General features: G+C 33.7%; 29 protein-coding genes and 1 tRNA gene. 7 read left to right on the top strand and 23 right to left on the bottom strand.

Features of this window, described 5'->3' with window-relative positions:
- Nucleotides 1-3 precede the first annotated feature (3 nt).
- From E0F89_RS05705 to E0F89_RS17075, 12 genes are all read right to left on the bottom strand, one after another.
- Nucleotides 4-765 carry a hypothetical protein gene (locus E0F89_RS05705; RefSeq protein WP_131908888.1) on the bottom strand — a complete coding sequence of 254 codons (762 nt, stop codon included), beginning with the start codon at nucleotides 763-765 and terminating at the stop codon, nucleotides 4-6.
- Nucleotides 758-1,114: an HNH endonuclease gene (locus tag E0F89_RS17235; protein ID WP_207915781.1), complete on the bottom strand. Its 357-nt coding sequence runs from the start codon at nucleotides 1,112-1,114 to the stop codon at nucleotides 758-760. Before E0F89_RS17235 ends, E0F89_RS05705 begins: the two co-directional genes overlap by 8 nt.
- A complete protein-coding gene (locus tag E0F89_RS05695) occupies nucleotides 1,111-1,383 on the bottom strand; it encodes a hypothetical protein (protein ID WP_165929986.1) in 273 nt (90 codons plus the stop codon). Before E0F89_RS05695 ends, E0F89_RS17235 begins: the two co-directional genes overlap by 4 nt.
- 161 nt (nucleotides 1,384-1,544) lie before the next feature.
- A complete protein-coding gene (locus E0F89_RS17080) occupies nucleotides 1,545-1,718 on the bottom strand; it encodes a hypothetical protein (protein WP_165929985.1) in 174 nt (57 codons plus the stop codon).
- Nucleotides 1,719-1,723: 5 nt separating this feature from the next.
- Complete coding sequence (locus E0F89_RS05690; RefSeq protein ID WP_131908886.1) at nucleotides 1,724-2,110, bottom strand: DUF3127 domain-containing protein; 387 nt, start codon at nucleotides 2,108-2,110, stop codon at nucleotides 1,724-1,726.
- 27 nt (nucleotides 2,111-2,137) lie between these two features.
- On the bottom strand, nucleotides 2,138-2,638 hold the full coding sequence (locus E0F89_RS05685) for a hypothetical protein (RefSeq protein WP_131908885.1): 501 nt from the start codon (nucleotides 2,636-2,638) through the stop codon (nucleotides 2,138-2,140).
- Between the two features lie 11 nt (nucleotides 2,639-2,649).
- Nucleotides 2,650-3,618, bottom strand: coding sequence for a PD-(D/E)XK nuclease-like domain-containing protein (locus tag E0F89_RS05680; RefSeq protein WP_131908884.1), 969 nt, complete (start codon nucleotides 3,616-3,618; stop codon nucleotides 2,650-2,652).
- Nucleotides 3,619-3,620: 2 nt separating this feature from the next.
- A complete protein-coding gene (locus E0F89_RS05675; RefSeq protein WP_131908883.1) occupies nucleotides 3,621-4,556 on the bottom strand; it encodes a hypothetical protein in 936 nt (311 codons plus the stop codon).
- Nucleotides 4,547-4,801, bottom strand: a complete 255-nt coding sequence (locus E0F89_RS05670; protein WP_131908882.1) for a hypothetical protein — start codon at nucleotides 4,799-4,801, stop codon at nucleotides 4,547-4,549. Before E0F89_RS05670 ends, E0F89_RS05675 begins: the two co-directional genes overlap by 10 nt.
- Nucleotides 4,791-5,057 (bottom strand): helix-turn-helix domain-containing protein, encoded by a 267-nt coding sequence (locus E0F89_RS05665; protein ID WP_131908881.1) that lies wholly within the window; start codon nucleotides 5,055-5,057, stop codon nucleotides 4,791-4,793. The genes E0F89_RS05670 and E0F89_RS05665 overlap by 11 nt, the downstream gene beginning before the upstream one ends.
- 2 nt (nucleotides 5,058-5,059) lie before the next feature.
- On the bottom strand, nucleotides 5,060-6,415 hold the full coding sequence (locus E0F89_RS05660) for a hypothetical protein (RefSeq protein WP_131908880.1): 1,356 nt from the start codon (nucleotides 6,413-6,415) through the stop codon (nucleotides 5,060-5,062).
- Nucleotides 6,416-6,467: 52 nt separating this feature from the next.
- Entirely contained in the window at nucleotides 6,468-6,644 is a 177-nt protein-coding gene (locus E0F89_RS17075; protein ID WP_165929984.1) for a hypothetical protein, read from the bottom strand.
- Nucleotides 6,645-6,836: 192 nt separating this feature from the next.
- Here E0F89_RS17075 and E0F89_RS05655 point away from each other — a divergent pair, with 192 nt between their 5' ends.
- Nucleotides 6,837-7,271 carry a hypothetical protein gene (locus E0F89_RS05655; RefSeq protein ID WP_131908879.1) on the top strand — a complete coding sequence of 145 codons (435 nt, stop codon included), beginning with the start codon at nucleotides 6,837-6,839 and terminating at the stop codon, nucleotides 7,269-7,271.
- A 292-nt stretch (nucleotides 7,272-7,563) separates the two neighbouring features.
- Here the strand turns inward: E0F89_RS05655 and E0F89_RS05650 are convergent.
- Nucleotides 7,564-7,637: transfer RNA gene (locus tag E0F89_RS05650), tRNA-Arg, on the bottom strand.
- 69 nt (nucleotides 7,638-7,706) lie between these two features.
- Between E0F89_RS05650 and E0F89_RS05645 the strand changes: the two genes are divergently transcribed.
- The gene (locus E0F89_RS05645; protein ID WP_131908878.1) at nucleotides 7,707-8,219 is read left to right on the top strand and encodes an adenine phosphoribosyltransferase; all 513 of its coding nucleotides are present in this window, start codon (nucleotides 7,707-7,709) and stop codon (nucleotides 8,217-8,219) included.
- On the opposite strand, the gene E0F89_RS05640 is transcribed toward E0F89_RS05645, so the two are convergent.
- The 4 genes from E0F89_RS05640 to E0F89_RS05625 form a co-directional block, all read right to left on the bottom strand.
- Nucleotides 8,216-8,356, bottom strand: a complete 141-nt coding sequence (locus E0F89_RS05640) for an SsrA-binding protein (protein ID WP_131908877.1) — start codon at nucleotides 8,354-8,356, stop codon at nucleotides 8,216-8,218. The genes E0F89_RS05645 and E0F89_RS05640 overlap by 4 nt on opposite strands.
- Nucleotides 8,357-8,431: 75 nt before the next feature.
- The gene (locus tag E0F89_RS05635; protein WP_131908876.1) at nucleotides 8,432-10,381 is read right to left on the bottom strand and encodes a M56 family metallopeptidase; all 1,950 of its coding nucleotides are present in this window, start codon (nucleotides 10,379-10,381) and stop codon (nucleotides 8,432-8,434) included.
- Nucleotides 10,382-10,404: 23 nt separating this feature from the next.
- Nucleotides 10,405-10,773: a BlaI/MecI/CopY family transcriptional regulator gene (locus tag E0F89_RS05630; RefSeq protein ID WP_131908875.1), complete on the bottom strand. Its 369-nt coding sequence runs from the start codon at nucleotides 10,771-10,773 to the stop codon at nucleotides 10,405-10,407.
- Between the two features lie 141 nt (nucleotides 10,774-10,914).
- Nucleotides 10,915-12,132: an MDR family MFS transporter gene (locus E0F89_RS05625; RefSeq protein WP_131908874.1), complete on the bottom strand. Its 1,218-nt coding sequence runs from the start codon at nucleotides 12,130-12,132 to the stop codon at nucleotides 10,915-10,917.
- Nucleotides 12,133-12,413: 281 nt separating this feature from the next.
- On the opposite strand from E0F89_RS05625, the gene E0F89_RS05620 reads away from it, so the two are divergent.
- The 5 genes from E0F89_RS05620 to E0F89_RS05600 all read left to right on the top strand — a co-directional run bounded on the left by E0F89_RS05620 (nucleotide 12,414) and on the right by E0F89_RS05600 (nucleotide 16,108).
- The gene (locus tag E0F89_RS05620) at nucleotides 12,414-13,016 is read left to right on the top strand and encodes a DUF1684 domain-containing protein (protein ID WP_131908873.1); all 603 of its coding nucleotides are present in this window, start codon (nucleotides 12,414-12,416) and stop codon (nucleotides 13,014-13,016) included.
- Nucleotides 13,016-13,669 (top strand): TatD family hydrolase, encoded by a 654-nt coding sequence (locus E0F89_RS05615; protein WP_131908872.1) that lies wholly within the window; start codon nucleotides 13,016-13,018, stop codon nucleotides 13,667-13,669. The genes E0F89_RS05620 and E0F89_RS05615 overlap by 1 nt, the downstream gene beginning before the upstream one ends.
- Before the next feature lie 79 nt (nucleotides 13,670-13,748).
- Nucleotides 13,749-14,462 (top strand): tRNA threonylcarbamoyladenosine dehydratase, encoded by a 714-nt coding sequence (locus E0F89_RS05610; protein ID WP_131908871.1) that lies wholly within the window; start codon nucleotides 13,749-13,751, stop codon nucleotides 14,460-14,462.
- A gap of 73 nt (nucleotides 14,463-14,535) precedes the next feature.
- Complete coding sequence (locus tag E0F89_RS05605) at nucleotides 14,536-15,210, top strand: HAD family hydrolase (RefSeq protein WP_131908870.1); 675 nt, start codon at nucleotides 14,536-14,538, stop codon at nucleotides 15,208-15,210.
- A gap of 52 nt (nucleotides 15,211-15,262) precedes the next feature.
- Entirely contained in the window at nucleotides 15,263-16,108 is an 846-nt protein-coding gene (locus E0F89_RS05600; RefSeq protein ID WP_131908869.1) for a DUF2911 domain-containing protein, read from the top strand.
- Nucleotides 16,109-16,462: 354 nt separating this feature from the next.
- Here E0F89_RS05600 and E0F89_RS05595 read toward each other — a convergent pair whose 3' ends face one another.
- The 6 genes from E0F89_RS05595 to E0F89_RS05570 all read right to left on the bottom strand — a co-directional run bounded on the left by E0F89_RS05595 (nucleotide 16,463) and on the right by E0F89_RS05570 (nucleotide 24,582).
- On the bottom strand, nucleotides 16,463-18,187 hold the full coding sequence (locus tag E0F89_RS05595) for a sodium:solute symporter (RefSeq protein WP_131908868.1): 1,725 nt from the start codon (nucleotides 18,185-18,187) through the stop codon (nucleotides 16,463-16,465).
- 122 nt (nucleotides 18,188-18,309) lie between these two features.
- On the bottom strand, nucleotides 18,310-20,841 hold the full coding sequence (locus E0F89_RS05590; protein ID WP_131908867.1) for a PIG-L family deacetylase: 2,532 nt from the start codon (nucleotides 20,839-20,841) through the stop codon (nucleotides 18,310-18,312).
- A gap of 114 nt (nucleotides 20,842-20,955) precedes the next feature.
- The gene (locus E0F89_RS17070; protein WP_165929983.1) at nucleotides 20,956-21,156 is read right to left on the bottom strand and encodes a hypothetical protein; all 201 of its coding nucleotides are present in this window, start codon (nucleotides 21,154-21,156) and stop codon (nucleotides 20,956-20,958) included.
- A gap of 580 nt (nucleotides 21,157-21,736) precedes the next feature.
- On the bottom strand, nucleotides 21,737-22,234 hold the full coding sequence (locus tag E0F89_RS05580; protein WP_131908866.1) for a hypothetical protein: 498 nt from the start codon (nucleotides 22,232-22,234) through the stop codon (nucleotides 21,737-21,739).
- A gap of 177 nt (nucleotides 22,235-22,411) precedes the next feature.
- Nucleotides 22,412-22,729: a hypothetical protein gene (locus E0F89_RS05575; RefSeq protein ID WP_131908865.1), complete on the bottom strand. Its 318-nt coding sequence runs from the start codon at nucleotides 22,727-22,729 to the stop codon at nucleotides 22,412-22,414.
- Nucleotides 22,730-22,920: 191 nt separating this feature from the next.
- Nucleotides 22,921-24,582 carry a BamA/TamA family outer membrane protein gene (locus E0F89_RS05570; RefSeq protein ID WP_243699483.1) on the bottom strand — a complete coding sequence of 554 codons (1,662 nt, stop codon included), beginning with the start codon at nucleotides 24,580-24,582 and terminating at the stop codon, nucleotides 22,921-22,923.
- Between the last annotated feature and the right edge of the window lie 113 nt (nucleotides 24,583-24,695).

The raw sequence follows: 24,695 nt of genomic DNA, 5'->3' as shown, positions 1-24,695 counted from the left end.
TGCTTATATAAATGCGTTGATACTGTTTTTGATTGCTGTCTCGGTCATTCGTCCGGCTAGTGGCTTTTCTTTTTCCGCGGAACTTTTTTTGTTTTGGTAATTACCTTCAAGTATTTTTACGAAATTGTTGGTTTTTAATATCCAGTCAAAATCTGCTTTCCATCCTGTAGGTCCAGCTCCGTTTAAAAAATCACTTTCAGAAACTTTTTGGAATGCCTCTCCTAATTTTTCTAGTCCATTTTCCTTAATTATTTTTCTGAGAGCTGTTTTCCTTGACTCCGTTATTTTTTCCACTTGTGGAGAGTTATTACAAACCATATTAAAAGCGTCAACTATTTTTTTGAAATCAATTTTTGCTTTTTCTCCTTTTTCATTTGTATTTTCAATTTCATCTTCAATTTCAATTTCATTTTCCATATGTTTATCATATGATTTAGATATGAAACCGTCTTTATTAATATCTTTTAAACCTTTTTTTCTATTGGTAGAGCGACTTTCGGAGTATCTTTTTCTTTTTTCTATCTCCGTTTTTAATCTTAAATTTTCGAATAAATTTGTTTCTATATTCAAAACAAACTTGCTTTTGATTAAATTATGTATATCACTTGATTGACATATGATTGACATATGTTTTTCAGAAATACCGTTTTTTGAAGCCTGAATACACATGCATTTTATGTAAGCTCCGGTTTCTTCATTTGTCATGTCTGAAACTCCGGTGAAGAAGTCTTGGTGATAAAACAAAAATGCTGGATCTTTACTCATGAGTAATTGATTTTGTTAATTCTAAAATTGTATATGGGTTCATTTTACTTACCTCTAATAATAAAAGATGTAATTCAGATAATAAGTCTGGATAAATAAACTCTTCATCAATTATTCTTTTCACCTCTTTTTTCTTCCAAGTAACTTCTGCATGACACGTTTCGCAAAGTGTTATTAAAGAATCATTTTCATATTCCCAAGGATCAGTATTAGCTAAGTATTTTGTATGATGAACATGAAGACTTGTTTCAAAATCGCCACAACATTTACAAGAAAAATTATCTCTTTCTAATATTTCAAGCCTTTTTTTTTGCCATTTAGGACTTTTAAGTTTTTCTAAATAAGTCATAAATTATTTATCGAGTTATAGATTGCAATTGCGTTTTCAATTTCATTTTCTTCTAAATGATGTTCAACATAGGTAATTGTGCGGCCAAACTTATTTTTAGCATTCACCGGTTTTGATTTCAGTATTAATCCATGTTCTAATGTCAATTCAGAAACTCTGGTCCTGAAACCGGATAAGTATGGATAATCTTCAATTGATACTTTGCCGTTTTTTATTAGCGTTAGTAACACTTCTTGCCGGTTGCTTTTTGGTTGAGGTAATAGACTCATATCATTAAAAAACAAAACCTTTAAAATCAACCGGCATCCACTCCGTTTCATTTAAAGGTTGTTTTGGTTTAAAAACCAGTAGCTCTTAATGTAGGTGGATGATCTACGGAGCAAACTTAGGAAAGTTATACTGATAATACAAATTATTTGTACTAAAAATATCATGCAAAATTCTCTTTTATGAATGTGACTTCTCCTGGTAATAGGTAGCCTTTGCCAATTATTCTTATTGTTCCTGCTATGACTGTGAATTTTATTTCAATTGCATAATCTCTGAACAGAAAATACGTGCTTTGATCATAGAGTGCCGGAACGATAAAAAAATCGGTTTCCATTTATATTAAAAAGGCAAGTCGTCGTCTTCTTCCTCTTCTGAAGGTAGAGCAGCAGCCGGAGCCGGAGCTTTGTATTGTGCTGCGTTGTCAGCAGCTGGTTGTGGGTGCTTTGACGTATCCTGGCGCTCAATTCTCCAGCCTTGGATCTGGTTGAAATATTTAGTTACTCCTTGTGGATCTACCCATTCACGGCCTCTCAAATTTATAGAGACTTTTACCGCTTCGCCTACTTTGTACGGATCTACTAAATCAACTTTATCCTGAACAAATTCAATTAGAATATGTTGTGGGTATTGCTCTTCGGTGGTCACTACCAATTCTATTTTGACAAAATCACCGGCACCTACCTTTTTTACTTCTCCAATCATTTTAATTTTTCCTTCTACTTGCATTTTTTTTATTTTTAAAAGTTGTTTTTATTATCTAGTTAATGTTTGCATGAATTCGTACATGCCAATTTTTTCTGAATTTTTCCAATCCTCTTTTTTGTTTTGCTCGTACATTGCTGTAAGCTTCTCCCAGTTTTCGGCTAAATTTTTCCAAGGAAGAGATAGTTTCGAAAGTTCTAATATTCTTCCTTTCCATTCCGGGACCGCTTCTAATAATTTGTAACATCTGCTAAAATCATCTGGATCATGCGGATGGTTAATTAGAGGGTTATCTTGGTGTAGAAAAAACAGCCACATTGTTTTCGAACTTAAACCTACGTGTCCGTTTGCGATCCACCATAAAGCCTTTGTTTCAATATCTTTTGATTGATCCGCTACTGGCTCTACATACGTTTGTTCGCAATCTTTGTGTAAATCGGCAAATAATTTGATTTTGCTATTCATTTCAGGAATCTGTAAAGGAAATTTTAAAGTAAATTCACCGCCACAATTAGTGCAAAATAATTTTTCGTTTTTTATTGTTGTTGACATTTCGTTTGAGATTATTCAATACCGTCAGGATCAGTCGCGAATCCTTTTAGATATTTAGGTTTAAAAAGTGTACGTTGTGAATGATCAAAGAAATTATAACTTTCTTCCCATCGGTCCTCTGCAGCGCATTTTTCGAGCATGGATAAAAGGTATTTGTATTCTCGTTTGCCGTATTCGATAAATGAACGATCAATAACAATATCACAAAAATTCCCTTTGGCATCAAAAGCAATGATTACATATTTATCCAGTGTTCCTGGTGTAGCATCATCATACATTCCGGCCTGCATGTAATATTTCATTTTGACAATATCACGTTCAAAAGCATCCGGATTGGCATTCTTGGTGTATTTTAGGTCAAACTTTAAACCGGTAATTTGGCCGTCAATATATCCTAAGAAATACCAGCCGTTTGCTACCCATTTTACCTCGACTTCTACATCTGATAATACTTCCAGGTATTTTAAAAATAAAGGAGTACTAATGAGATAATCAGTTAGTTTTTTTGCTTTGTCGTACACTTCATTCGTGATGATCTCTTTACCAGATTGTACTGCTGCAAAATAATCTTTCAGTTCCTCGTAAATCTTGGTATGACTCCCTGTTTTATAATTGTTGCTATAAGCCTCTTCAATTGGTAATCCGGATAAATAATCTGCAGCAAAAGCAATCTGATTATCTGTTGAAGGTCCTTTGGAAACTACTACAAATTTTTCGTCAAATAAATGCGGCTGCAAAATAAGCACGTGGCATAAGGATCCAAAAATCATATCTGGACTTGCTTTGAATTTTTTTAGTTTGTATTCTAAAAATTCTTTTGGAGAAGTAAACGATTTTAAAGAAGAGAATGACAATCGCAATTGTTTCTTTCTAATTTTCTCTATTAAAATTTCTCTTGGAGTTGGTTCTTGCTCCGGTACTGGAATAATCTGTTCTTGCTGCTGGTTCATATCTTCGAATGTTTGTTTAGACAATCCCATTATTAAACTACTTTTTCTAATTTAGCTAGCTTATCTTCCAGTAATTTTAAATCACCAGCTCTGGCTTTAAGCTTTCCTTTTTTGATCACATTAATAGTTGACTTCAATTGCTTCACTGTACTTTCTAAAGCTGTATTTACCTGATCCGGTGTAATCCATGGCGATTCTGGTCCTTCTGAAGTCATTACTTTTTCCGGTTCTGGTTCTGCTGGCGTTTCCGGCGCTGGTGTTAGCTCTACAATCTTGTTTTGTATCTGCAGGATTTGTTCAGCTGTTGCAATCACTTTTTTATTAGTGATCCCGTCAATGGTGGCATTCAATCCTTTTAAATCACTTAGCAATATTGCTTTTAATGATGTGGCATCAATTACTTTAGGTGGCTTTGGCGGTTTTGGAGCTGGTGGCACCGGAGCTGCAGGAGGATTGAATTCGTTTTTCATTTCTTCTACATATCGGGTATCATCAAATTTCCCTAGAAAAATATCAGCATTAAAACCAAGTTTAGATATTGCTTTAGTCAGCGTATCTGTTTCCAGTTTTTTAGCAAAATTATCGTCCAGTTTCGTCATGTCATTGTTAGTGAATAAACTAATGGAGTTAATTATTGGGAATTCCCCTCCAGGATAAAAGAAATCAGCTTTGAATACTACTAAACCCATATAAGCATCTTCGGTTCCAACTATTTTTTTATTTGGATAAACTCCTTCTGATTTTTCTCTTTTAAACGCTGTAGCAACTAATGAATAATCCAACTCTATATTTTTAAATCCCCAGGTAGCTCCATAAGATCCAAACTGTTCCGTTACATTCATTATCTGAAATTGTGGACCTATGCTAGTAATTTGATTGCCTTTTACGTTTGCGCTCTTAGTGTACTTTGGATTTGTTTTTTCAACTTTATGCCAAAGTTCTAAGTGATCTATTTTTTCTACTTCCATAATTTCAATTTTTTTAAGGTGGTTGACTGATAAGAAACTTTGTATTTCTCGATTAAAATTTCATTTGTTTCTTTTACACATTGTTCGTCTGTAAAATAGAATGTTTCTCTTTTGGTATCGATAAAAAGCTTATCAGCTAATTCATCTGGAGAAACAACTTCGTCCAATTCTGTATAACCTTTTTCAATTAGTAGGTTTGCTATGTCTTGTAATTTTTCTGAGGCAACGTAAAATCTATTGTTCATTGTTTATGTATTTGTTAAAGTTTTCTTCAGTTATTAGCCAGCTTTTACCCACTTTATCCGCTTTTAGAATTTTATCTCTAATGTGTCTGGCGATAGTGTTTTCTGTTTTTTTAGTCCATGCCGCTACTTGCTTTACGGTAAACAAATTGGATTTTGATTCGGTTTCTGGCTTAGGATTATTTTGATTTTGAATTTCGACTACTCTTACCGCTATAGCGTTAATATTTTCGTCAGAAAGTTTCATTGTGACTTCCATAATTATTTTGGGGTTGGTGGATTATAATTTTCTTCTAAGAAGCTTAAGAAGCTTAGAAGAGTAGGCTCTTCCATCGCACTATTGAAGTACTCCAATACGATAGCGGGCCAGCCTTCTAGTATAACTTCTTCCGGCTCTTCAATTGTTGTTGCTGCTGCGGTTACTTTTATAGGTTTTGGCTGTTCGATTATCGGTGTTGCTGGAACAACTACTTTAGCTTCAATTACTACTATGTTTTCTGCCGGGATACTTACTTTAGGAATTACAGCAGCAATTTCTTCTACAGGTTCCGGAATTGGTTTTTTGTCCTCTTCTATTAATAAATTCCAGTCTTTTATAAGATCATTCCAATGAACATCTGTACCTGATTTGATATGACTAAAAAAGCATTCAATTTTTGATTTGTCTTTTAGCTCAAAATCATAACTTTTATTCTCTTTATTTAATACAAAAGATAAATCCTTGATTTGTTTTACCCTGGCTTTGGAACGGTCTTCTAAAATTTTAGCTTCGTTGGCTTTATTTACTTTAATAAATGAATTACAGCAGATATTCCAATCTTCTACAGTCATTGACTTTAGATTTTCTTTAGAAACAAATTCAGAAGGATCTTCTGTAGCGGTATTAACTAGTGTAATTCCAAGTTCAGAAATAGTGGCGCCTATAAAAAGTAATGCTTCTAGTCTAACATTATAGGCAAGTAATCGTTCGTTTTCTAGCCTTGTTTCTTCGTTTTGAGTAAGAAGTGTCACGGACGATTTTAAACGATCTAAAACAGCTTGATGCTTTACTGAAAACTCAATTTGAAACTCTTGAAAGTCTTCTAAAACTAAATCTTCAGTAAATTTGGTAAATTCAGCGTCAAGTGCTTCAATACCGTTATAATCCAGTTTCGTAAGTTTATCATTCCAAGTGTCCTGAAATTCAGCAATCGTATTTTTGATTGTTGATTTTCTCAACTCTTCCGCTTCGGCTTTGGCTTTTTCGATTGCAGCAATTTTCGCTTTCCAGGCTTCACAATTGGCATCGTGTAGCTCTTCCAGTGGTTGTGTCATTGTAGCAATCTCGTCGTAGGTAGCTATCAAAGGTTCAAGTATATTGTTTTTTAAAGCATCAATATCAATTTTTTTGGAAGCGTTTGTAGTTGTTCTCCCTTTTTTTAATGCTTTCCTGCTGGTGTCAGAAATTTTAAAAGTGGCTTCATCTACAATTTCAATAACCGGGTTGTTATCGATCAATTGTTGTTGGTTGCTTTTGAAAAGGTCCACGTTTAAGAAATTAGCAGGAGTCAGATCCTGGATACTAATTAATCCTTTCTCGGTAATAGGTAATTCTTTTTTTTCGTTTTCGTTTGACATAAAAATAATTAAGATTTAAATTGATATTAATAGTAACAATAATTTATATTATTTATTCCAAAAAAAAGGTTTTTGAAATACTTGATTTGCATAATTCTGAGAAAGAAGTTTGAAAAACTACGTCTGCAGGATCCGTTGTTGAACCAGCTTCAATCAGCTCTGTTCCTATTGGAATTCTTTTATTAGTCAACTCTAAATTGTAGTTGTTGAAAATTTCAGATGTAGTCATATTTTCGTTCTTTATCGTTTATAAACGTATTTAAACAGATATTTCTTTAAATAAATTGAAAGAAATAATTAAATTTGTATCTTAGTTTATATGCTTTTTCGTTGAAGCAAATATATAAACACTATTCTAATACGCAAACAATATTCTAATTTATTTTAAAATAAATTGAAAGAATATTCTAACTAATTGATAATGAAACCAATAGACAGGGTAGAAAAACTAATAAAATTTAAAGGGATTTCAATAAGCGCATTTGAACAAGAAACCGGCATGTCTAACAACAGTATTCAGACTGCGATTAAAAGACAATCTAATTTAAAAGACAGTACTATAAACAGTATTCTTGATACCTATAAAGATATTTCACCAATATGGTTGCTAAGAGGTGAAGGAGAAATGCTGAGAGAGCCTGCAGAAGTAAACATTGAACGCTCCGTCTTGCAAAATATACAACACGAGAACGATTATACCAGATCGTTAATTGAACTTCTTTTCAATTCTATACTATTTAAAGAAAAAATTACCGAATTAGTAAAAAACGAAATCCCTACAGGCGAAACTGATAGGGATCTTAATTTAATTAAAGACTTGGAACAATTAATGAATAATAAATCAGTTACTGATTAACTCTTTTTTTTCCTTCCATAAACATTTTTCTCAATAACAGTATGTATTGAGTTCTCTTAGGCATCATAGTTTTTTATTTTTTAATTTGGTGGCTGCTAAACTATAACGATTTAGGCTAGTGTGGTTACGAGAAACCTCATTATCACAAAAAGCTTAACTTTTGTTATATTTCTATTTGTTTTACTTCGTTTGCGTGGATAAATTGTCGGGATCTGGTCGGGATATTAAAAAGCATAAAAAACCCCAACTCCTTTGTTTTCAGGGGTTGGGGGATGTTTTTGAGATAAAAAAGTGACCTTGACTGGATTCAAACCAGTAACCTCTTGAGCCGTAATCAAGTGCGCTATTCAGTTGCGCCACAAGGCCTTTATGCGGGTGCAAATATAAGGATAAATGTGTAATTTGCAAGTCTAAAATTATAAAAAATAAAAAAATATGCCACTAAAAAATTATATACGTGATATTCAGGGATTTCCAAAAGAAGGAATTTTGTTTAAAGACATCACACCCTTGCTAATGAATCCTGATGCAAGGAATAAATGCCTTGAAATATTGATTTCATCCCTAAAAGATAAAAATATAAACAAGGTGATAGGAGTGGAGAGTCGCGGTTTTTTCTTTGGAATGCTGATTGCACAGGAATTGAATGTTGGTTTTATTCCGGTTCGAAAGCCAAACAAGTTGCCTTACGAAACCATTTCAGCAACCTATGATTTAGAATATGGAACGGATACTCTGGAAATTCACACCGATGCGATTCAAAAAGGAGATCGAATTTTAATTCACGATGATGTTTTGGCAACCGGAGGAACAGCGAAAGCAGTTTGTGAATTAGTGGAGCGATTGGGTGGCGAAATCGTGCAATGCAATTTCCTGATGGAAATAGCTTTCTTAAATGGAAGGGCAAAAATCAAAGGCAATGAAATTTTTGCCGCAATTACGTATTAATTCAGTGCACGTGTGGTTACGTAATATCTAAAACCAATAATTGCCATCTGCCATTTCTTGGCTTTGGCCAAATCCAGACGCTGCTTGGTAAAACTGGGTAAAACGACTTTGTTGATTTTTGCCAGTATTTTATACATAAAGTTTGTTTTGAACAAAGATATAAAAAAAGACGATCTTGTTTGGGACCGTCTTAAATTGTAGCGTATTTTTTATTATTTTGTGTATACTTTTATAATTCGTTTCTGATTTTTAGTTCTACTTACATCAAGTCGTTCAATGGTGTTATGGTCTAATTTTTCAATTTTACTTCTAGTTACTTTTTTGTCATTGATATAATATTCTGCATCTTTGGGTAAAGAATTGATTTTATCATAAGAAACTGTCATTTCCCAAGTTTTACTATTGTTTTGATCGTTAACCGTCGATTTAGTGTTGTTCTTTTCAAAATTCGGTTCCTTGATTTCTGTGGCTATGACTGTAAACGCAGTATTAGCATCATCATTTTCTGAAATTTCAATGTTTTTTTGATTGCGTTTTTTATTTGATCTCTTGGAATCATTTTCAGTCAATGATGCATTTTTATTGTACACCACATTCTTAATATTTTGGGTTCTCGTTATATTATTTTGTGGCGTGGAAGTTCCAAAACTAATTTCCCAACCTTTATTATCCTTCGTTACAACTTCGACAGCTCCATAAATAGCCTGGTCACCATATTTATCAACTGCATTTTTATCCTTTAATACATTCACAGTAGCTATAGTATTCGGGTCAATATCGTTTAAATTTACATCAGGATCTGCTTTTTTACCATTTATAATGATTATCGGTTTCTCATTTCTATCATTTATTTTGACTTCTTTTGCGTTTGGTGGCGTTGGAGGAATTGGAAATTCTTTAACATCAAGATTCGGCATCACTTCCTTTTTGTAGTCTTTTAAAGAATTTAAATGATCATAATGAATTTTCAGATGTTGATTGTCTTTTAAATTAGCACTAAAACCGAAGTTTATTTTATTTTCATTGTCCTTTTCTGCAAAAATATTAAAAGGTTTAATAGGTGACTTCCCATCAATTTGATTTGTTTTTTTAATTCCTTCTTTGTTTTTCAATTCAACTTTAATGGCAATAATTTCCTTGTTTTTATTTAATTTAATTTTCGAAAAATTCATTTCCAAATTATATTCTTCTTTAAAAAAATCTTTTTCAGCATTTAGTTCTTCCTCCGTTGAATTTGAAGTAACATGAAGTTCTACCTTAATGCCATTGGCTACAACGGTATACTTTTCTGCTTTCTCTTGCGCAACAACATTTATTTGAAAAAGCATCACAAATGCTACTAAAGCTGGAAGCACTATTGCATACTTCCAGGAATTCGATTTTTTTGATTGATTTTTGTTTAACATAACGATTCGTTTTTTGATTAATGATTGATAAAAATGATTGGTAATCGCAACACAGTTTTCGTGCGTTGTTATTTTTAAAAGCATGAACTGATACGCTTTTTTATCGGATATCTTTTTTGTGGCTTCACTGTCAGCAATGAATTCTAAGTTTTGTATGATTGCCTTTTTGTACAACCAAATTATTGGATTGAACCAAAAAAGGGCACAAAAAACTCTCGAAATCAATACGTCAACAGTGTGATTTTGTTCGCTGTGTACTTTTTCGTGTTCCAAGATATTTTCTAATTCCGAAGAACTGTATAATGACGAATTGTAAACAATAGTGTTAAAAAAAGAAAATGGAGCTACATTTTCAGTGGTATCAATAAATTTAAAATCAGCGTGATTTTGAATGGTTTTTCCTTTTAAAAGGGTATTTAAACTATAAAAATCGCAAACAAATTTGGCCAGAAAAAATAGGATTCCTATTCCGTAAACTACTGAAAAAATTAAATACCAATTGATCTCAAAAGCTTCATTTTCCGAAATATTTGCTACAGGAATTTTAGACCAATCGATGTTTTTGGAACTTGATTCGACTATTATAATTTTCGTATAAATGACTAACGGCAAAACCACAGAAGTAAATAAACCCAATAACAGAAACCAACGATTGCTCGTAAAAAAGGTTTCTTTTCGCAATAAAATATGATAAGCCAGATAAAACAATGCGATTAACCCGCTGGATTTGATGAGGTAAATGTATAATGCTTCCATAATATCTATTGTCAAACTAACGTTTATTTTTCCTCTTTTTTACCTTCAATCATTGCCAATATTTCCCGTAATTCGGCTGCAGAAATTTTCTCTTCCTTGGCAAAATGAGATACCATATTTTTATAGGAGCTATCAAAGTAATTATCGATGGCTGTGTTCATAAAGCGTTTTCTGTATTCCTCTAAACTTACTATTGGATAGTATTGGTGTGTGTTTCCAAAAGCATTGTGCGACACAAATCCTTTTTCTTCCAGATTGCGCACAATCGTCGAAAGTGTGTTGTAATGGGGTTGCTCTTCCGTGATTTCCGCCATGACTTCTTTTACGAATGCTTTTTTGAGCTTCCATAAAATGTGCATGATTTCCTCTTCTTTATTGGTTAACTTTTGCATGAGTTTTTATTTGAATCAAACCTACAACTATATTTTTAGTTATGCAACTAAAAATATAGTTAATTAACTAAAAAAACAGGTTTAACGCTAAGGTCATATTTATAAAGTCCAAAAAAGAAGATCAAAATAGTAAAAGCGGAACTATTTGTTTTCTAGTTTAATTAATTTTTGAAGCCAAATACAACCAGCTACCGATAGAATACCTAAAGTGCCCATGACAAACCAATTGGTTTGGTAGCCACATGCTGCAATGACTTCCAGTCCGGTTTTGGAACTCGCAATGTGCGCTAAGCTGAAACTCATTGTAAACAAGGCCATGTAGCGGCCTTCGTGGCCTTTTGGCGCGCGGCTTAACGCAAAAGAATTGGAGAAAGGGAAAATAAACATTTCACCAAACGTGATAAAAAGAATACTGACAATTAATATTCCTGCCCACATATTGATCATTAATACATAGAAACTAATGGACATCAGTAGCGAACCCCAAAGTATGATTTTGAGTTTATCGATGTTTTTTCGCTGGCTAATGCTAACAATTGGCATTTCCAGGAAGAAAATCAGCAACCCATTTAAGGACAATAAAAGTCCGCTTTGAAACTCTGTCAGACCAAATTTTTCATTGTGATACAATGGCAAAGTGGTGAAAAGTTGAAAGAAGAGCATGGCGGTTAAGAAACATACAAAAAGAAAAATCCAAAATATTTTGTCTTTAAAAACAGAAACCGGAATTTCTGTTTCGCTACCTGCAGTATCTAAATCGGCTGGTTTTTTACGATCTTTTACCAATAATGTAAAAATTAAAATAGATACAATACACGAGCTTCCATCGACCCAAAATAATCCACTGTATCCTATATTCATAATGATTAAGCCTCCTAAAGCCGGCCCGGCTGTAAAACCTAAATTCACAGCTAAGCGAACTAAAGTTAGTGCTCTGGTACGATTTTCAGGCTTTGCATACGTGCCCAGAGATACAAACATCGCCGGACGAAACATATCGGCAACGGTCATGATGAAAAACATTCCAAAACACAATCCCCAAAACGTCCTGATGTATTGTACTAGAAAAAATAAAATCCCGGTGGTAAATAAACTGAAAACCATGATTCTGTAAAAACCTATTTTATCGGATAATTTGCCGCCAAGCCAAGATCCCAACATCGAACCAAGTCCAAAAGCGACCATGATCCATCCTACCTGAGCATAGGAAAAACTTAAATCTTCTTTTAAATATTTGGATAAAAAAGGCAAAACCATCGTGCCTGCACGGTTAATAAAGGTAATCAGAGTAAGAATCCAAACTTCTCTTGTAAATCCTCTGAAATTATTGATGTAGCGTTGAAAAGCAGTTTGGAGCATATATAAAGTTCTAATTTTGCAAAGGTAGAAAACTTTGTACCGATGCGCCTTTGTGTCCTAGTAACTTTTAAACTATTTTTGCATAAAATTATAGATGATTGTCCGCTAAGCAGACAAAAAAATCACTTTATTTTTTTTACCATTAAGAAATTAAGAAAATTAAGTTTTTTATCCTTAATGAACTTTAATTTCTTAATGGTTTAAGAGAAAATAACTTTATTTTTTTAAGACCAACAAAATCTCGATTATTATTAATAACGGATAGTCAAAAAATTATAATTATGAAAACGCTAATTACTTTATTTCTTTTGCTTCAATTGAATTTTGGTTTTGGCCAAGATAAATTTGATGTTTCGGCTGTAGCCAAATTCCAAACGGAATTGAACGAAGAATATGCGGATGCCAAGAAAAGTCCGTTGACTGCAGAAGATTTAGCGATTTTCAAAACACTTGATTTTTATCCTATTGACGAAAAGTTTTTTGTGGTCGCAAAGTTTATCAGAACTCAAAATGAGAAGCCTTTTGAAATGAAAACATCAACGGATAGGAAACCATTGTATGTAAAATATGGTGAACTTTCTTTTACAATTGATGATCGGGATTTTAAACTGAACGTCTATAAAAACATTGAACTTTCCAAAAAGAAGGACTACAAAGACTATTTATTTCTGCCGTTTTCCGATTTGACTTCTGGAAAGGAAAGCTACATTGGCGGGAAATATATCGATTTAAGAATCCCAAAGGGTGATACCATTGTGATTGATTTCAATACCTCGTACAATCCATATTGCGCTTATAATTCTAAATATTCCTGTCCAAAAGTCCCGTTGGAAAATGATTTGGATATCGAGATAAAAGCAGGAGTTAAAAAATTTCATGACTAATGGAATTGTTTAATCTTCATACTCATAAATGGACTAATCAACCAAATGTGTTGGAATTAGTGAACCAATATCCACAGGAATTTGACGCAACAATTCCCTATTATTCCATCGGAATTCATCCGTGGTTTATCGTTGAAGAACGCATAGAAACTGATTTGGCGATAATCGAAAGTAAGTTACAAGACGCAAATTGTCTTGCTATGGGCGAATGCGGATTGGACAAGCGCATCGAAATTCCGATGGAACTGCAACAAATGGTTTTCGAAAAGCAATTGCTTTTGGCACAGAAATATCAGAAACCGGTTGTAATACATTGTGTGGCAGCTTTTCAGGAATTGATTGCAATTAAGAAGAAATTGAATATTTCAGTTCCACTGATTATTCATGGATTCTCGAAAAATATACAAGTCGCCAAACAATTACTGGAGAATGGATTTTATATTTCGTTTGGGAAATATTTATTGCTCAATAAGGAGTTAGAAACGGTTTTTAAGAGCGTTCCTGATAATCGATTTTTTCTGGAAACAGATACGGTGGATGAAGGAATTGAAGCTGTTTATGAATTGGCAGCGAAATACAAAGGAATTTCCGTTAAAGAAGTACAGGAACTGGTGAATAATAATTTTTTGGAAGTATTCAAGATTGAATATTAATTGATTTAAGAATGTAGATTAACGATTGTTGATTTCAGATTTTTTAGAGCAGCAAACTATAAACAATAAACTAAAAAAAATGGCAGAGTGGACAGAAAGAGCCGAACTTTTATTCAAAAAAGAAGGTTTAGATAATTTGAAAAATGCAAATGTATTAGTTGTCGGACTGGGAGGTGTAGGGTCTTTTGCGGCCGAATATTTAGCACGAGCAGGAGTAGGAACCATGACTATTGTAGATGGTGACATAGTTGATATTACGAATATAAACCGACAATTACCGGCTTTACACTCTACCGTGGGACAACCCAAAGTGACTGTTGTTGGGGAACGATTGATGGACATTAATCCGGAATTAAAACTGACTCGCGTACAAGAATTTCTTTCGCCGGAACGTGCCTTCGAAATTGTTTCGGAGGAATTTGATTATGTTTTGGATTGCATCGACAGCGTGACTCCAAAGCTGAATTTGATTATTGGCGCCAAGCGAAAAAGAGTAAAAATCATCAGTAGTATGGGCGCTGGCGGAAAAATGGAAGCTTCTAAAGTGAAAGTGACGGATATTACCAATACCGTGAATTGCTTCTTTGCTAAAACTATTCGAAGACGATTGAAAGAATTTAAAATTGACAAACTGAAAGTAGTTTTTTCTTCTGAAATTCAGGACGAAACGAGTTTGAAAATGACCGACGGATCCAATTTCAAAAAATCATTTTATGGAACCAACAGTTACATGCCGGGATTATTCGGTTTATATGCAGCAGAAACCGTAATCCGCTATTTAATTAAGAAATAGTGTTCAGTCTCAATATTCAGTATTCAGTTCTGGAAATCAAATAATCTAAGTAGTCTAAAAATCAAAAAAAAAAATGATACAAACTGTAATTTTTGACATGGATGGTGTAATTGTCGATACTGAACCTGTACACCGTTATGCTTATTTCAAACAATTTGACGAGTTGAATATTCCAGTGACAGAGGCGATGTACACTTCATTTACCGGTTTTTCTACTCGAAATACATTTCAAAAATTGAAAGAGGTCTTTGTAATTGAACACGAAGTTGAAGATTTAATCCAGCGAAAAAGGACAATTTTTAATGATGCTTTTGACAGTAAAGCTGATTTGGAATTATTAGAAGGTGTTGAAAATCTTATTAAAGAATTGCATCAAAACGGTATGCAATTGATTTTGGCTTCTTCGGCATCCAAAGTGACTATTGAACGCGTGTTTAACAGGTTTAAGTTGCATGACTATTTTACGCATGTGGTCAGTGGGGAAGATTTTCCGAAATCGAAACCACATCCTGCTATTTTTGAACATGCCGCCAGTTTGTCAATTGCTCCAAAAGAAAACTGTATTGTGATTGAAGACAGTACAAATGGTATTAAAGCGGCGAAAGCTGCCGGAATTTTTTGCGTGGGATACAACAGTATTCATTCAGAGGCGCAAGATTTATCAGAAGCGGACGTTATTGTTAATCATTTCAACGAAATGGATTTTAAAAGGATAGAGAATTTTCATTCTAAATTAGGAAATTATTAACATTTTAACGGGACTGAATTTGTAAATTTGGACAACATAAAAAAATTTTAACATGAAAAAAATACTTATTGCATTAGCAATTATCATTGCAAATTTCTCTATCGAGGCGCAAGTAAAGACGCCACAGTCTAGCCCTAAAGCTAAATTAATGCAAACTGTTGGATTAACGGATGTCGAAATTAATTATTCCAGACCTAGCGCGAGAGGAAGAGCGGTTTTTGGGAATTTGGTTCCTTTCGGAAAAGTATGGAGAACCGGAGCAAATGAAAATACGACAATTTCATTTAGTGATGATATAATGATTGACGGTAAAACATTGAAAAAAGGAAAATATTCCTTATTTACCATTCCAAAAATTGAAAGTTGGGAAGTGATTTTTTATAAAACTACTGACAATTGGGGTAATCCAGAGGAATGGAAAGAGGATAATGTGGCATTGAGAACGACTGTTAAACCGGAAACTTTAAACAGAAGAACGGAAACATTTACAATCGGAATAAGTGGTTTGGATGATAATTTTGCATTTTTAGAAATTTCTTGGGAAAATTCTTATGCAGCGTTAAAATTTGAAGTTCCTACTCAAAAAACAGCAATAGCAAATATTGAAAAAGCTTTGGCCGGACCTACTGCAGGAGATTATTTTTCTGCCGCTCAGTTTTTACATCAATCTAACGGTGATAGCACTAAAGCATTGATGTATGTCAACAAAGCATTGGATATGTCTAAAGATAAACCTTTTTGGTACAACAGATTAAAGTCATTAATTCAGGCAAAACTTGGAGATAAAAAAGGTGCCATCGAAACTGCTAAAGCATCACTTGCAGCAGCTGAAATTGCAAAAAACCAAGACTACGTGAAAATGAATAAAGATAGTATTGAAGAATGGAGTAAGAAATAATTATTCTAACTTTTTTACAAAAAAATCCCGTTTCAAATATATGAAACGGGATTTTTTTTGTTTGAAAAAGAAGGAGTTATGATTTTAAATGTAGAACTTAATACCATTTTCCTTTTGTAATTACTGTAATAAACAACCGCACAATTTGTCGTTCCTACGAAGGAGCAATCTCATCAAGTTAATCAGAATGTGTGATTCCTCCTTCGTTGTAAGTACAATAGAACCAATAAATATTCCAATGTTTCAATAATAAAATGGCATTTTCAATATAATTTTCGAATCTTCTGTTAATGGATTTTAAAAATTAAAACACAATTATTTAGTTTAGAAGTTATAGAGCGACACTACTTTTTTTTAAGCTGTAATCGCTCTCTGTTTTCTGAAAATCGTCCATTGTAAGAGCAACGAAATTACAATCGTCAACATTGCTCCAATGAAATTAAGCCACAAATAACCCAGTTTTTCTTCCCCGCTTGGAAAAATATAAATAGCGTAATAATAAATAATAAAGATCGTAATCTGACTTACAACCGCACTATAAAAAATAGCTTTAGAGTGTACGTTGTGGATGTAAAAACCAACCAGGAATATACCCAAAACAGTACCGTAAAATATGGATCCAATGATATTTACCAATTGGATTAAGTTTTCAAAAAGCGTTCCGACACAGGCAAAAAGGATTGCGATAATTCCCCATAATAAGGTGAAAAATTTGGTAGCGTAGAGGTAATGTCTTTCTGATTTTTCTTCTTTAAGATTGCGTTTATAAATATCTATTGCCGTTGTAGAGGCCAGTGCATTCAGTCCGGAAGCGGTAGAGGACATAGCAGCTGAAATGATAACGGCCAACAATAAACCAATAAGTCCTTTTGGCAAATAATTGAGGATAAAATGAAAAAAGACATAATCTTTATCGTTGGTTTCACTGTTGCTGTCGGCTTTCATAATTATTTCTTTAGCCCGATCTCTTAAATCTTTTTCTTTATTGGATAAAGCCACTAATTCTTTTCGAAGAATTGGATTGTCATAATCCTGATTGAGCTGATCGATATAGAGTAGATTAATTACTTTTTTATCTTCAGATAAATCGTCTAATTTTTTCTCTAAGGTATTGTATTCACCTTTGAAAGCCGATTTTTCAATCATGGCTTTGTTGTTTGGATTAAAATTTAAAGGGACAGGATTAAACTGAAAAAAAACAAAAACCATAACTCCGGTAAGTAGAATGAAGAACTGCATGGGAACTTTTAAAAGTCCGTTCATAATCAGTCCCATTTGACTTTCCCGCACTGATCTTCCGGATAAATAACGTCCTACTTGCGATTGATCGGTTCCAAAATATGCTAGTGCAAGGAAAAAACCTCCTGTAATTCCGCTCCAAAACGTATATTTTTCTTCCGGATCAAAAGAGAAATTGACAATGTTCATTTTGTCATTTGCACCGGCAATATGCAAGGCACTGGTAAATGTCATATCGTTTGGTAAATAATGCAATATCAGGAAAAACGTGATAAACATTCCGGACATAATCACAAACATTTGTTGTTTTTGAGTCACATTAACTGCCTTTGTTCCTCCCGAAAAGGTATAAATGATGACTAAAACCCCAATAATAATATTCATGTAAGTAAGATTCCACCCTAATATCGCCGACAAAATAATCGCTGGCGCATAAATGGTTAATCCGGTTCCTAATCCTCTTTGAATCAAGAAAAGTATGGCGGCAAGCGAACGGGTTTTTAAATCAAATCTTTTTTCAAGATATTCATAAGCGGTGTAAACTTTGTATTTGTGGTATAAAGGGATAAAAGTGACGCAAATTACCACCATGGCAATAGGCAATCCAAAGTAAAATTGTACAAATCCCATTCCGTCATGATAGGCTTGCCCGGGAGTAGAAAGAAATGTAATTGCGCTGGCTTGTGTGGCCATAACGGAAAGCCCGACAATGTGCCAAGGCGTTTCGTTGCCACCCAAAATAAAGTCTTCTACATTTTTACTTCCTTTAGTTTTCCAAGCTCCATAAATTACAATAAATAATAGCGTCGCTACTAGTATAACCCAATCAAATAACTGCATAACTTAAGAGTATAATTTCATTATGAGACAAAAAATTAAGATATAAATAACATTGGCTATTAACACCCAAGTATAGTTTTTCGTCCAGGTTTTTATTTTTTTTGTTTCCATTTTACACTGGTTTAGTTTTTGATTTTTTGGGAAGGATTATTTTCGGAAGATTTCAGTGAAATAATATTTGAAATTAATTTGTACGCACCAGTAACACCTTCGGGTAATTCTCTAAAAAAACTTAAACCCGTATAAACGTAATGTCCTTTTCCGTGAGATGCAATGAGTAGAGCTCCGTTTTTAGGGCTTTCACCGCGATCATTTGACGATAAAATAGGAGTGAAGGCTTTGTCATATTCACTTGGGTAATATAATCCTTGCTCTTGCTTCCAACCTTGAAAATCTTCAGCTGTAATTTTATTTGGAAAATTCATAACGGGATGGTTTGCCACCAAAAATCGAACTTCCGCATCTTCTTCAGTTACTCGGTCGCGAGACAGTTTCAATGGATAAGGCGCAATATTTTCGGTGACAAGATCGCCCGCTGTGTTATACTGAACCACCATTGTTTTTCCTGATTTTACAAAATCAAAAAGTATGTTTTGTTTGCTGGCCAATGCCGTAACCGTATTATAAGCGCGAATACCAGTGATGACTACATCAAAATTTCCTAATTTTTCAGCTGTTATTTCTTCGGGTTTAAGTAGTGTAACAGAGTAGCCCAATTGAGTCAGGCTGCCAGGAACTTCATCTCCTGCACCCATAATGTAAGCGATTTTCTCACCATTTGTCTTCAAATCCGTTTTAATGCATTTGGCTTCAGCAGATTTTAGAACTTGCTGCTTAGTAATATGGTCATAATTAATAATAATTTGCTCTTTGTCAAATCGTTTATTGTTAATGATTGCAACACTTTTGGCTATTGCTTCTTCAGATTTGTTTGGTGCAGTTACTTCAAAATAAACAATTTGTTCCGTTCCTTTTTTTAGGATATTGAAAGGAATTGATTTTGGAGAAACACTCCAGTTTTTTGGTAGTTCAAGTTGTAAATTCCCTTTTAGAGCATCTTTCCCCGCTTTAATTTTTACCCCTACGTATTTAATTTTCGTATCCTTAAAAATCAATACTTTGTCAACGATTGAAGTGGTGACCTCAGGGACTATGTCGAGATAATTATACACTTCGCCTTTTACATCATCATTATATTTGTAAACCACGGTTCGCTCAAACGGGATTTCAATTCCGTTAATTTGAACATTGAATACCACTTTAGCTTCCCTGATAATATCTGGAATACCTATATTTTGCTGTTGATTTACGGCATACATTCCATCGGTTCCATTTTCCATTAACCAATACGGTTGTGTGTAGTTAATTGATTCAGGTAATTTTAAATCTAAGCTGATATTATTTAGAATATTATTTTTTAAGTCCCGGTTATGAGGAGTGTTTGTTTCTATTGGCAAAGCCGTCACACTGATCAGCTGCATTGGCGCGGAGCTTCTGTTAATGGCTTCGAGTTTTACTTTAATAATACTTCCGGGAGTTGCTTCCTGATTTTGGGCTACTGCTTCAAGATAAAGTCCAGAGCAGGATGCTATGATTTCTTTGATGGCTGCAGATTTTAAAGGTGTCCATTGATTCTCTTCCAAAGCATTTATCATAGCATAGGCTTTCGCCAAATCTGGAATGCTAGCCGAAGGATTCTTATGGTCAAATGCAGCTGCAATGGTTGTCAATAATTCTCCAATTGCTTTTCCTCCTTTGACCCGATTCCAAGAGGTATCAATGCCCTCGAAAAGAGATTTTTTTTCTTTTAAAGCGTCTCCATTTATAAACTCTAAATATTCCGTTTCTTCACCGCGAGCACCAGTGCTGCCAAATCCTTGCGACTGATGGCGACTGCGACTTAATGCTGCTATTTCTTGATTTGATTTGCCTTTAACAGAATAATACACTCCAGTTTGTAAAGCAATTAAATTCGTTTTATCAGCGGCATTAAATTTCTCTAAACTTCCGTAAAACCACCAAGAGGTATTAAAAAACTGGCGTTTAGTTTGCCACGGTTTCACATATTGTAACTGTTCTGGAAAAATTGTCGGATCATTGGCTAATTCAAAACTTTCGACACTTAACATTGCCGACGCTGTGTGGTGTCCGTGTGTGCTTCCGGCTGATCTGTGATCAAATCGGTTGACAATAACGTCCGGTTGAAATTTGCGGATGGCCCATATAACGTCAGCCAATACCTTTTCTTTATCCCAGATTTTTAGCGTTTCTGTTGGGTTTTTGGAAAATCCGAAATCATTGGCACGAGAAAAAAATTGTTCGCCGCCATCGATTTTTCTGGCTTCAATAAGTTCCTGTGTGCGTATCACTCCCAATAATTCCCGTAATTGAGTTCCTATTAAGTTTTGACCACCATCACCGCGTGTCAAAGATAAATAGCCCGTCCTTGCCTTTTGTTCATTTGACAAATAAGAAATTAATCGGGTATTTTCATCATCAGGATGAGCAGCGATATAAAGAACTGATCCTAAAAAATTTAGCTTTTGAATTTGATTGTAGATTTCAACTGAATTTAATTTTTGCGGTTCTTGACCAACTGATATTTGAAAACAAAAAAGTACTATTATAACAGTTAGAATATGTTTTTTTCGCATTTTTTTAAATTTAATTTGCAATAGCTTCAAATGTAGGGATTAAATGTTTTTTTCTGAAATGTTTTTAGTTTTCTTTAAAAATAAAAATTTCCTTTAATAAATAAAGAGAGAAAACTAATTTTTGGTTCTCTCTCTTTTTGATTCTTTTGCAAAAGTTAAATTGGAATTAGTCTCTGTCATTGTCTCGCTCATCGCTATAACCATTTCCACGTCCTTTTCCATTGCTATGTTTATTTCCGTGTTTAATTCCATGACCGTTATTTTCATAATTGTAATTTTTACTTTCTCTGTAATTCCCATATTGTATGCGGTCATTATAATTTCTGTGATAATTATTGTATCCTACTATTCTTTGCTCTCTTCAACGATATTCTTTGTAGTAAGTAACTCGGTGTTTGTTAAAGTTGGTATAAGGCTTCGAACCATGATAATCATTTAAAACCACTTTATAACCCCGATGTAAATCATAATTTCGGTATTGATTTGGTAAATATCTTGATCGGATCCATCTTCCTCCACCGAAATAAATAAATTGATTAGCTTTCACGTCATAATATGTTTCAACATCCGGTAAATAATACCGTGCTTCTGTAAAACCTACAGGTCCCAAGATGGCGCTGAACCCATGTTTTACGTTTACAGAAACTTATGCCTGTATAGCTTGCCTGGATACTAAAAAGATAACTCCGAACACGATTAATTTTAATATTCTCTTTGTTTTAAATTTAAATCGGATAATTTTAAATCGGACTTCATTTAATAAATATTTTTCGAAAATTTAAAAAATTGTGCCAATATGAAATGATTAACATTCTGTTTAAGATCTAATTAAAAATTTTTTATGCAAAAAAAAAGAACCTTGATGAGAGGTTCTTTTTTTAAACATGTCAATATATTATTTGTTTTTTCCGTTTCCATGGCCTTTATTTCCATTTCCGTGCCCTTTATTTCCGTTTCCTTGTTTGTTTCCATTTCCTACACTTTTATATTGTTTAGCGTTGGTGTTTCGATAGGAACCAATTGTTTTTTGGGGTTTGCCTTTATATCCTTTATAATATTTTGCTTTATGACTCTTAAAGTTAGTGTATGGAGTTGAACCACGGTAATCATTTAATACAACTTTATAACCGTTATATAAATTATAGTTTCTGTATTGTGTTGGCAAATTTCTGGAACGAATCCATTTTCCTTGACCCAAATAGATAAACTGAGATGCTCGAACATCGTAATAAGACTGAACATCCGGTAAATAATAATAGTCTACTGCGGAGTAGCCTGCCGGACCCCATGCTGGAGGAGTACCTGTATTTACATTGACCGTAACTTGGGCCTGCATCGAATGACCAGATACCAAAATAATTATTCCTGCAATGATTAATTTTAAAGCCTTCATTTTTAATTTTTTTAATTAAAACTCATTTGTTTGTACTTACTTAATAATACTTGTTGTCAAAGCCAAGAACTGTGCCAATAAAAAATTAGTATGGCTCTATGGTCTTTAAAATTGGGCATAAAAAAAGGAAACGAATGTTTCGTTTCCTTTTCTCTTGTTCTTCTAAATTCGTTTATTTTATAATAAAAGAATTAATAAAAGAACAACTATGATAATTGCACCAACAGACAAGTAAATGCCATTTCCTGAAGATTTTAATTCCTCTTTAATAACACGAACTTCTTTACGCAATTCTTTTTTCTCTGCAGAATTTAATGAAGATTTGTCCATTGCTTTTATTTCGTCAAGTCGGTTTAGCAAAACTTTTACTTCAGCAGGAACTTCTTTTGGAGTGTTTGCAATAGAAGTTGGAGTTTTTTCAGCCGCTAACATTTGTGTAGGAACAACGCTTAATGATAATACCATCATCATTAAATAAAAGGAAACTTTTTTCATTTTTTTAGGTTTAGGTTATAAATTTTTATAAAATAAAAGTAAACATTAATAACTAATAATTCCTTACACAATTGCTTTTTTTAGTTATATAATTCACACTACAACTCATATTGTAAGTAGTTTGAGGTTTTGTAAACTGTAATTTGTAAATCATAGCAACTGATAAATACGAAATGATGCTTTTATTTATTTTATTTAAAAAGTACCGTCCGTGGTTTACCAAATTCAAAATCCTGAAAACCAAAATCAGTAGTTTCAAAAGAATTAGTTTTAAAAATATTTATTCCATTTCCTGGAATAGAAGGATAATAGGAAAGAGAAATCTGAAACGAACTAAATACTAAAAAGTCATTGTTCACAATAAATCCAATTCCAATTTTTGAGTAGGTTTTGTTTTCCAGCATACCTTTGCTGGCATTACCAATCATTGCAACTGAATAGTTTAAAAATGGATTTAGTCTAAAGCCCCAAAGATCCCAAGGAGCATATGCTTGAGTTTGCAGGGTCAAAATTGCTTTTTCTGTTCCGTAAGTAGCGGTATTAAATCCCTGCAAGCCGTAATTATTGTTTATTGTAAGCAAATCGCCGATGGCATCGACACGATTTAAGCCAATTACCACTTGGGGTTTTACAAATTGTCGTACTTTCCACCTTCCGATAGTGAGCAGATTCGTAAAATAATTGGCCTGAAAAGAAAAGGCAGTTTGCTTGCTTTCGGATTTTTCAAAGAAGCTTCCAAGTTCAAAATTTGCACTTAGGAAACCCCATTTGTAAAAATTTCCAAATGCAGCACGAGCACCCAAATAATATCTTCCCGCATCATTTTTATATTGATATCCGGTAGTCAGACCATATATTTTTCCAATGGGCACATCTTCTATAATTCCATTTTTGAAAATGTATCGGTCTCGTATAAATTTACGGGATGATATACCTAAGCCCAAAATCCCGAATTTTTCATCGGAATAGAAATCACTGCTGTCGTATTCGAACACAGGACTTTCCGGGAATTTTACACTCAGATATCGACTGCTTATAATTAAATTTGTGGTTCTTTCACTTTCAGTATTTCCTTTGAAAATTCTAAAAGCCCGTCCCAGCCATACATCCAATGAATTGTATTTGAAATTCTGATAGGCAAAAACTAAGTTGGAATCCGGGAGTGTATCACGTCTAAACTGCTGGTCTGCATATAGCCCTCCGGCCCATTTTGTCAATGGGGAATAAAAAGGACGTTCCACGTCGATACTTTTGGCATAATAATTATCTAAATCAACGTGATAGCTAATTCTAGTTTTGATAAACGTATTTTTTATATTTGGAATACTGTAAAATACACTATAGGCAGTTTTGCCGTCAACGAATCTGTTTCTTACCGTATTATTAAACTCATGGCCGGATCCTAAAAAATTTCTGTCGTTCAGTCCAAAACTCAACCTTGAGCTGGATATTGAACCTTTTGGAATAATACTCCAGGAATCTAAAACCCGAATAGAAATGTCAACAGAATCCGGACTGTTTTGAATTAATTGAGGTGAGATATCAACTCGATTAATAAAACGCTGGGTCCTTATTATACGTTCAGATTCTTTTACAAGTAAGGAATCGAAGGGCCTGTTTTTTTTGATCAGCAGTAAATTACGAATAGCCAGTCGATTCGTTTTAATGTGGATTCTGTTTCCATAACTTTCAGCCCAGTTTTTCGGTTTTCTGCTCGTGTCAATTTCAGAATATCCAAACGGGTCAAGGGTTGTAATCACTATTTTGCGAATGATTTTTCCCTCAAAGGTTTCGTACTTTTTTTGTATTTTTTTTATTTCTGCAGTTTTCAGCACTGGAGTTCTAAAAATCATTTTATGCATCAACCTGGTTAACTTATTTTTTTGCGAGTAGTTTTTAATATTAGAATAAAAAGTAGAGGAGTCCTTCTTTGTTTCGATAACTTGTGAAAAAGTAATCTGACAAA

It is taken from the genome of Flavobacterium caseinilyticum (genome assembly GCF_004349085.1).
Taxonomy (GTDB): Bacteria; Bacteroidota; Bacteroidia; order Flavobacteriales; family Flavobacteriaceae; genus Flavobacterium; species Flavobacterium caseinilyticum.
This window is presented reverse-complemented; position numbering and strand designations above follow the sequence as displayed.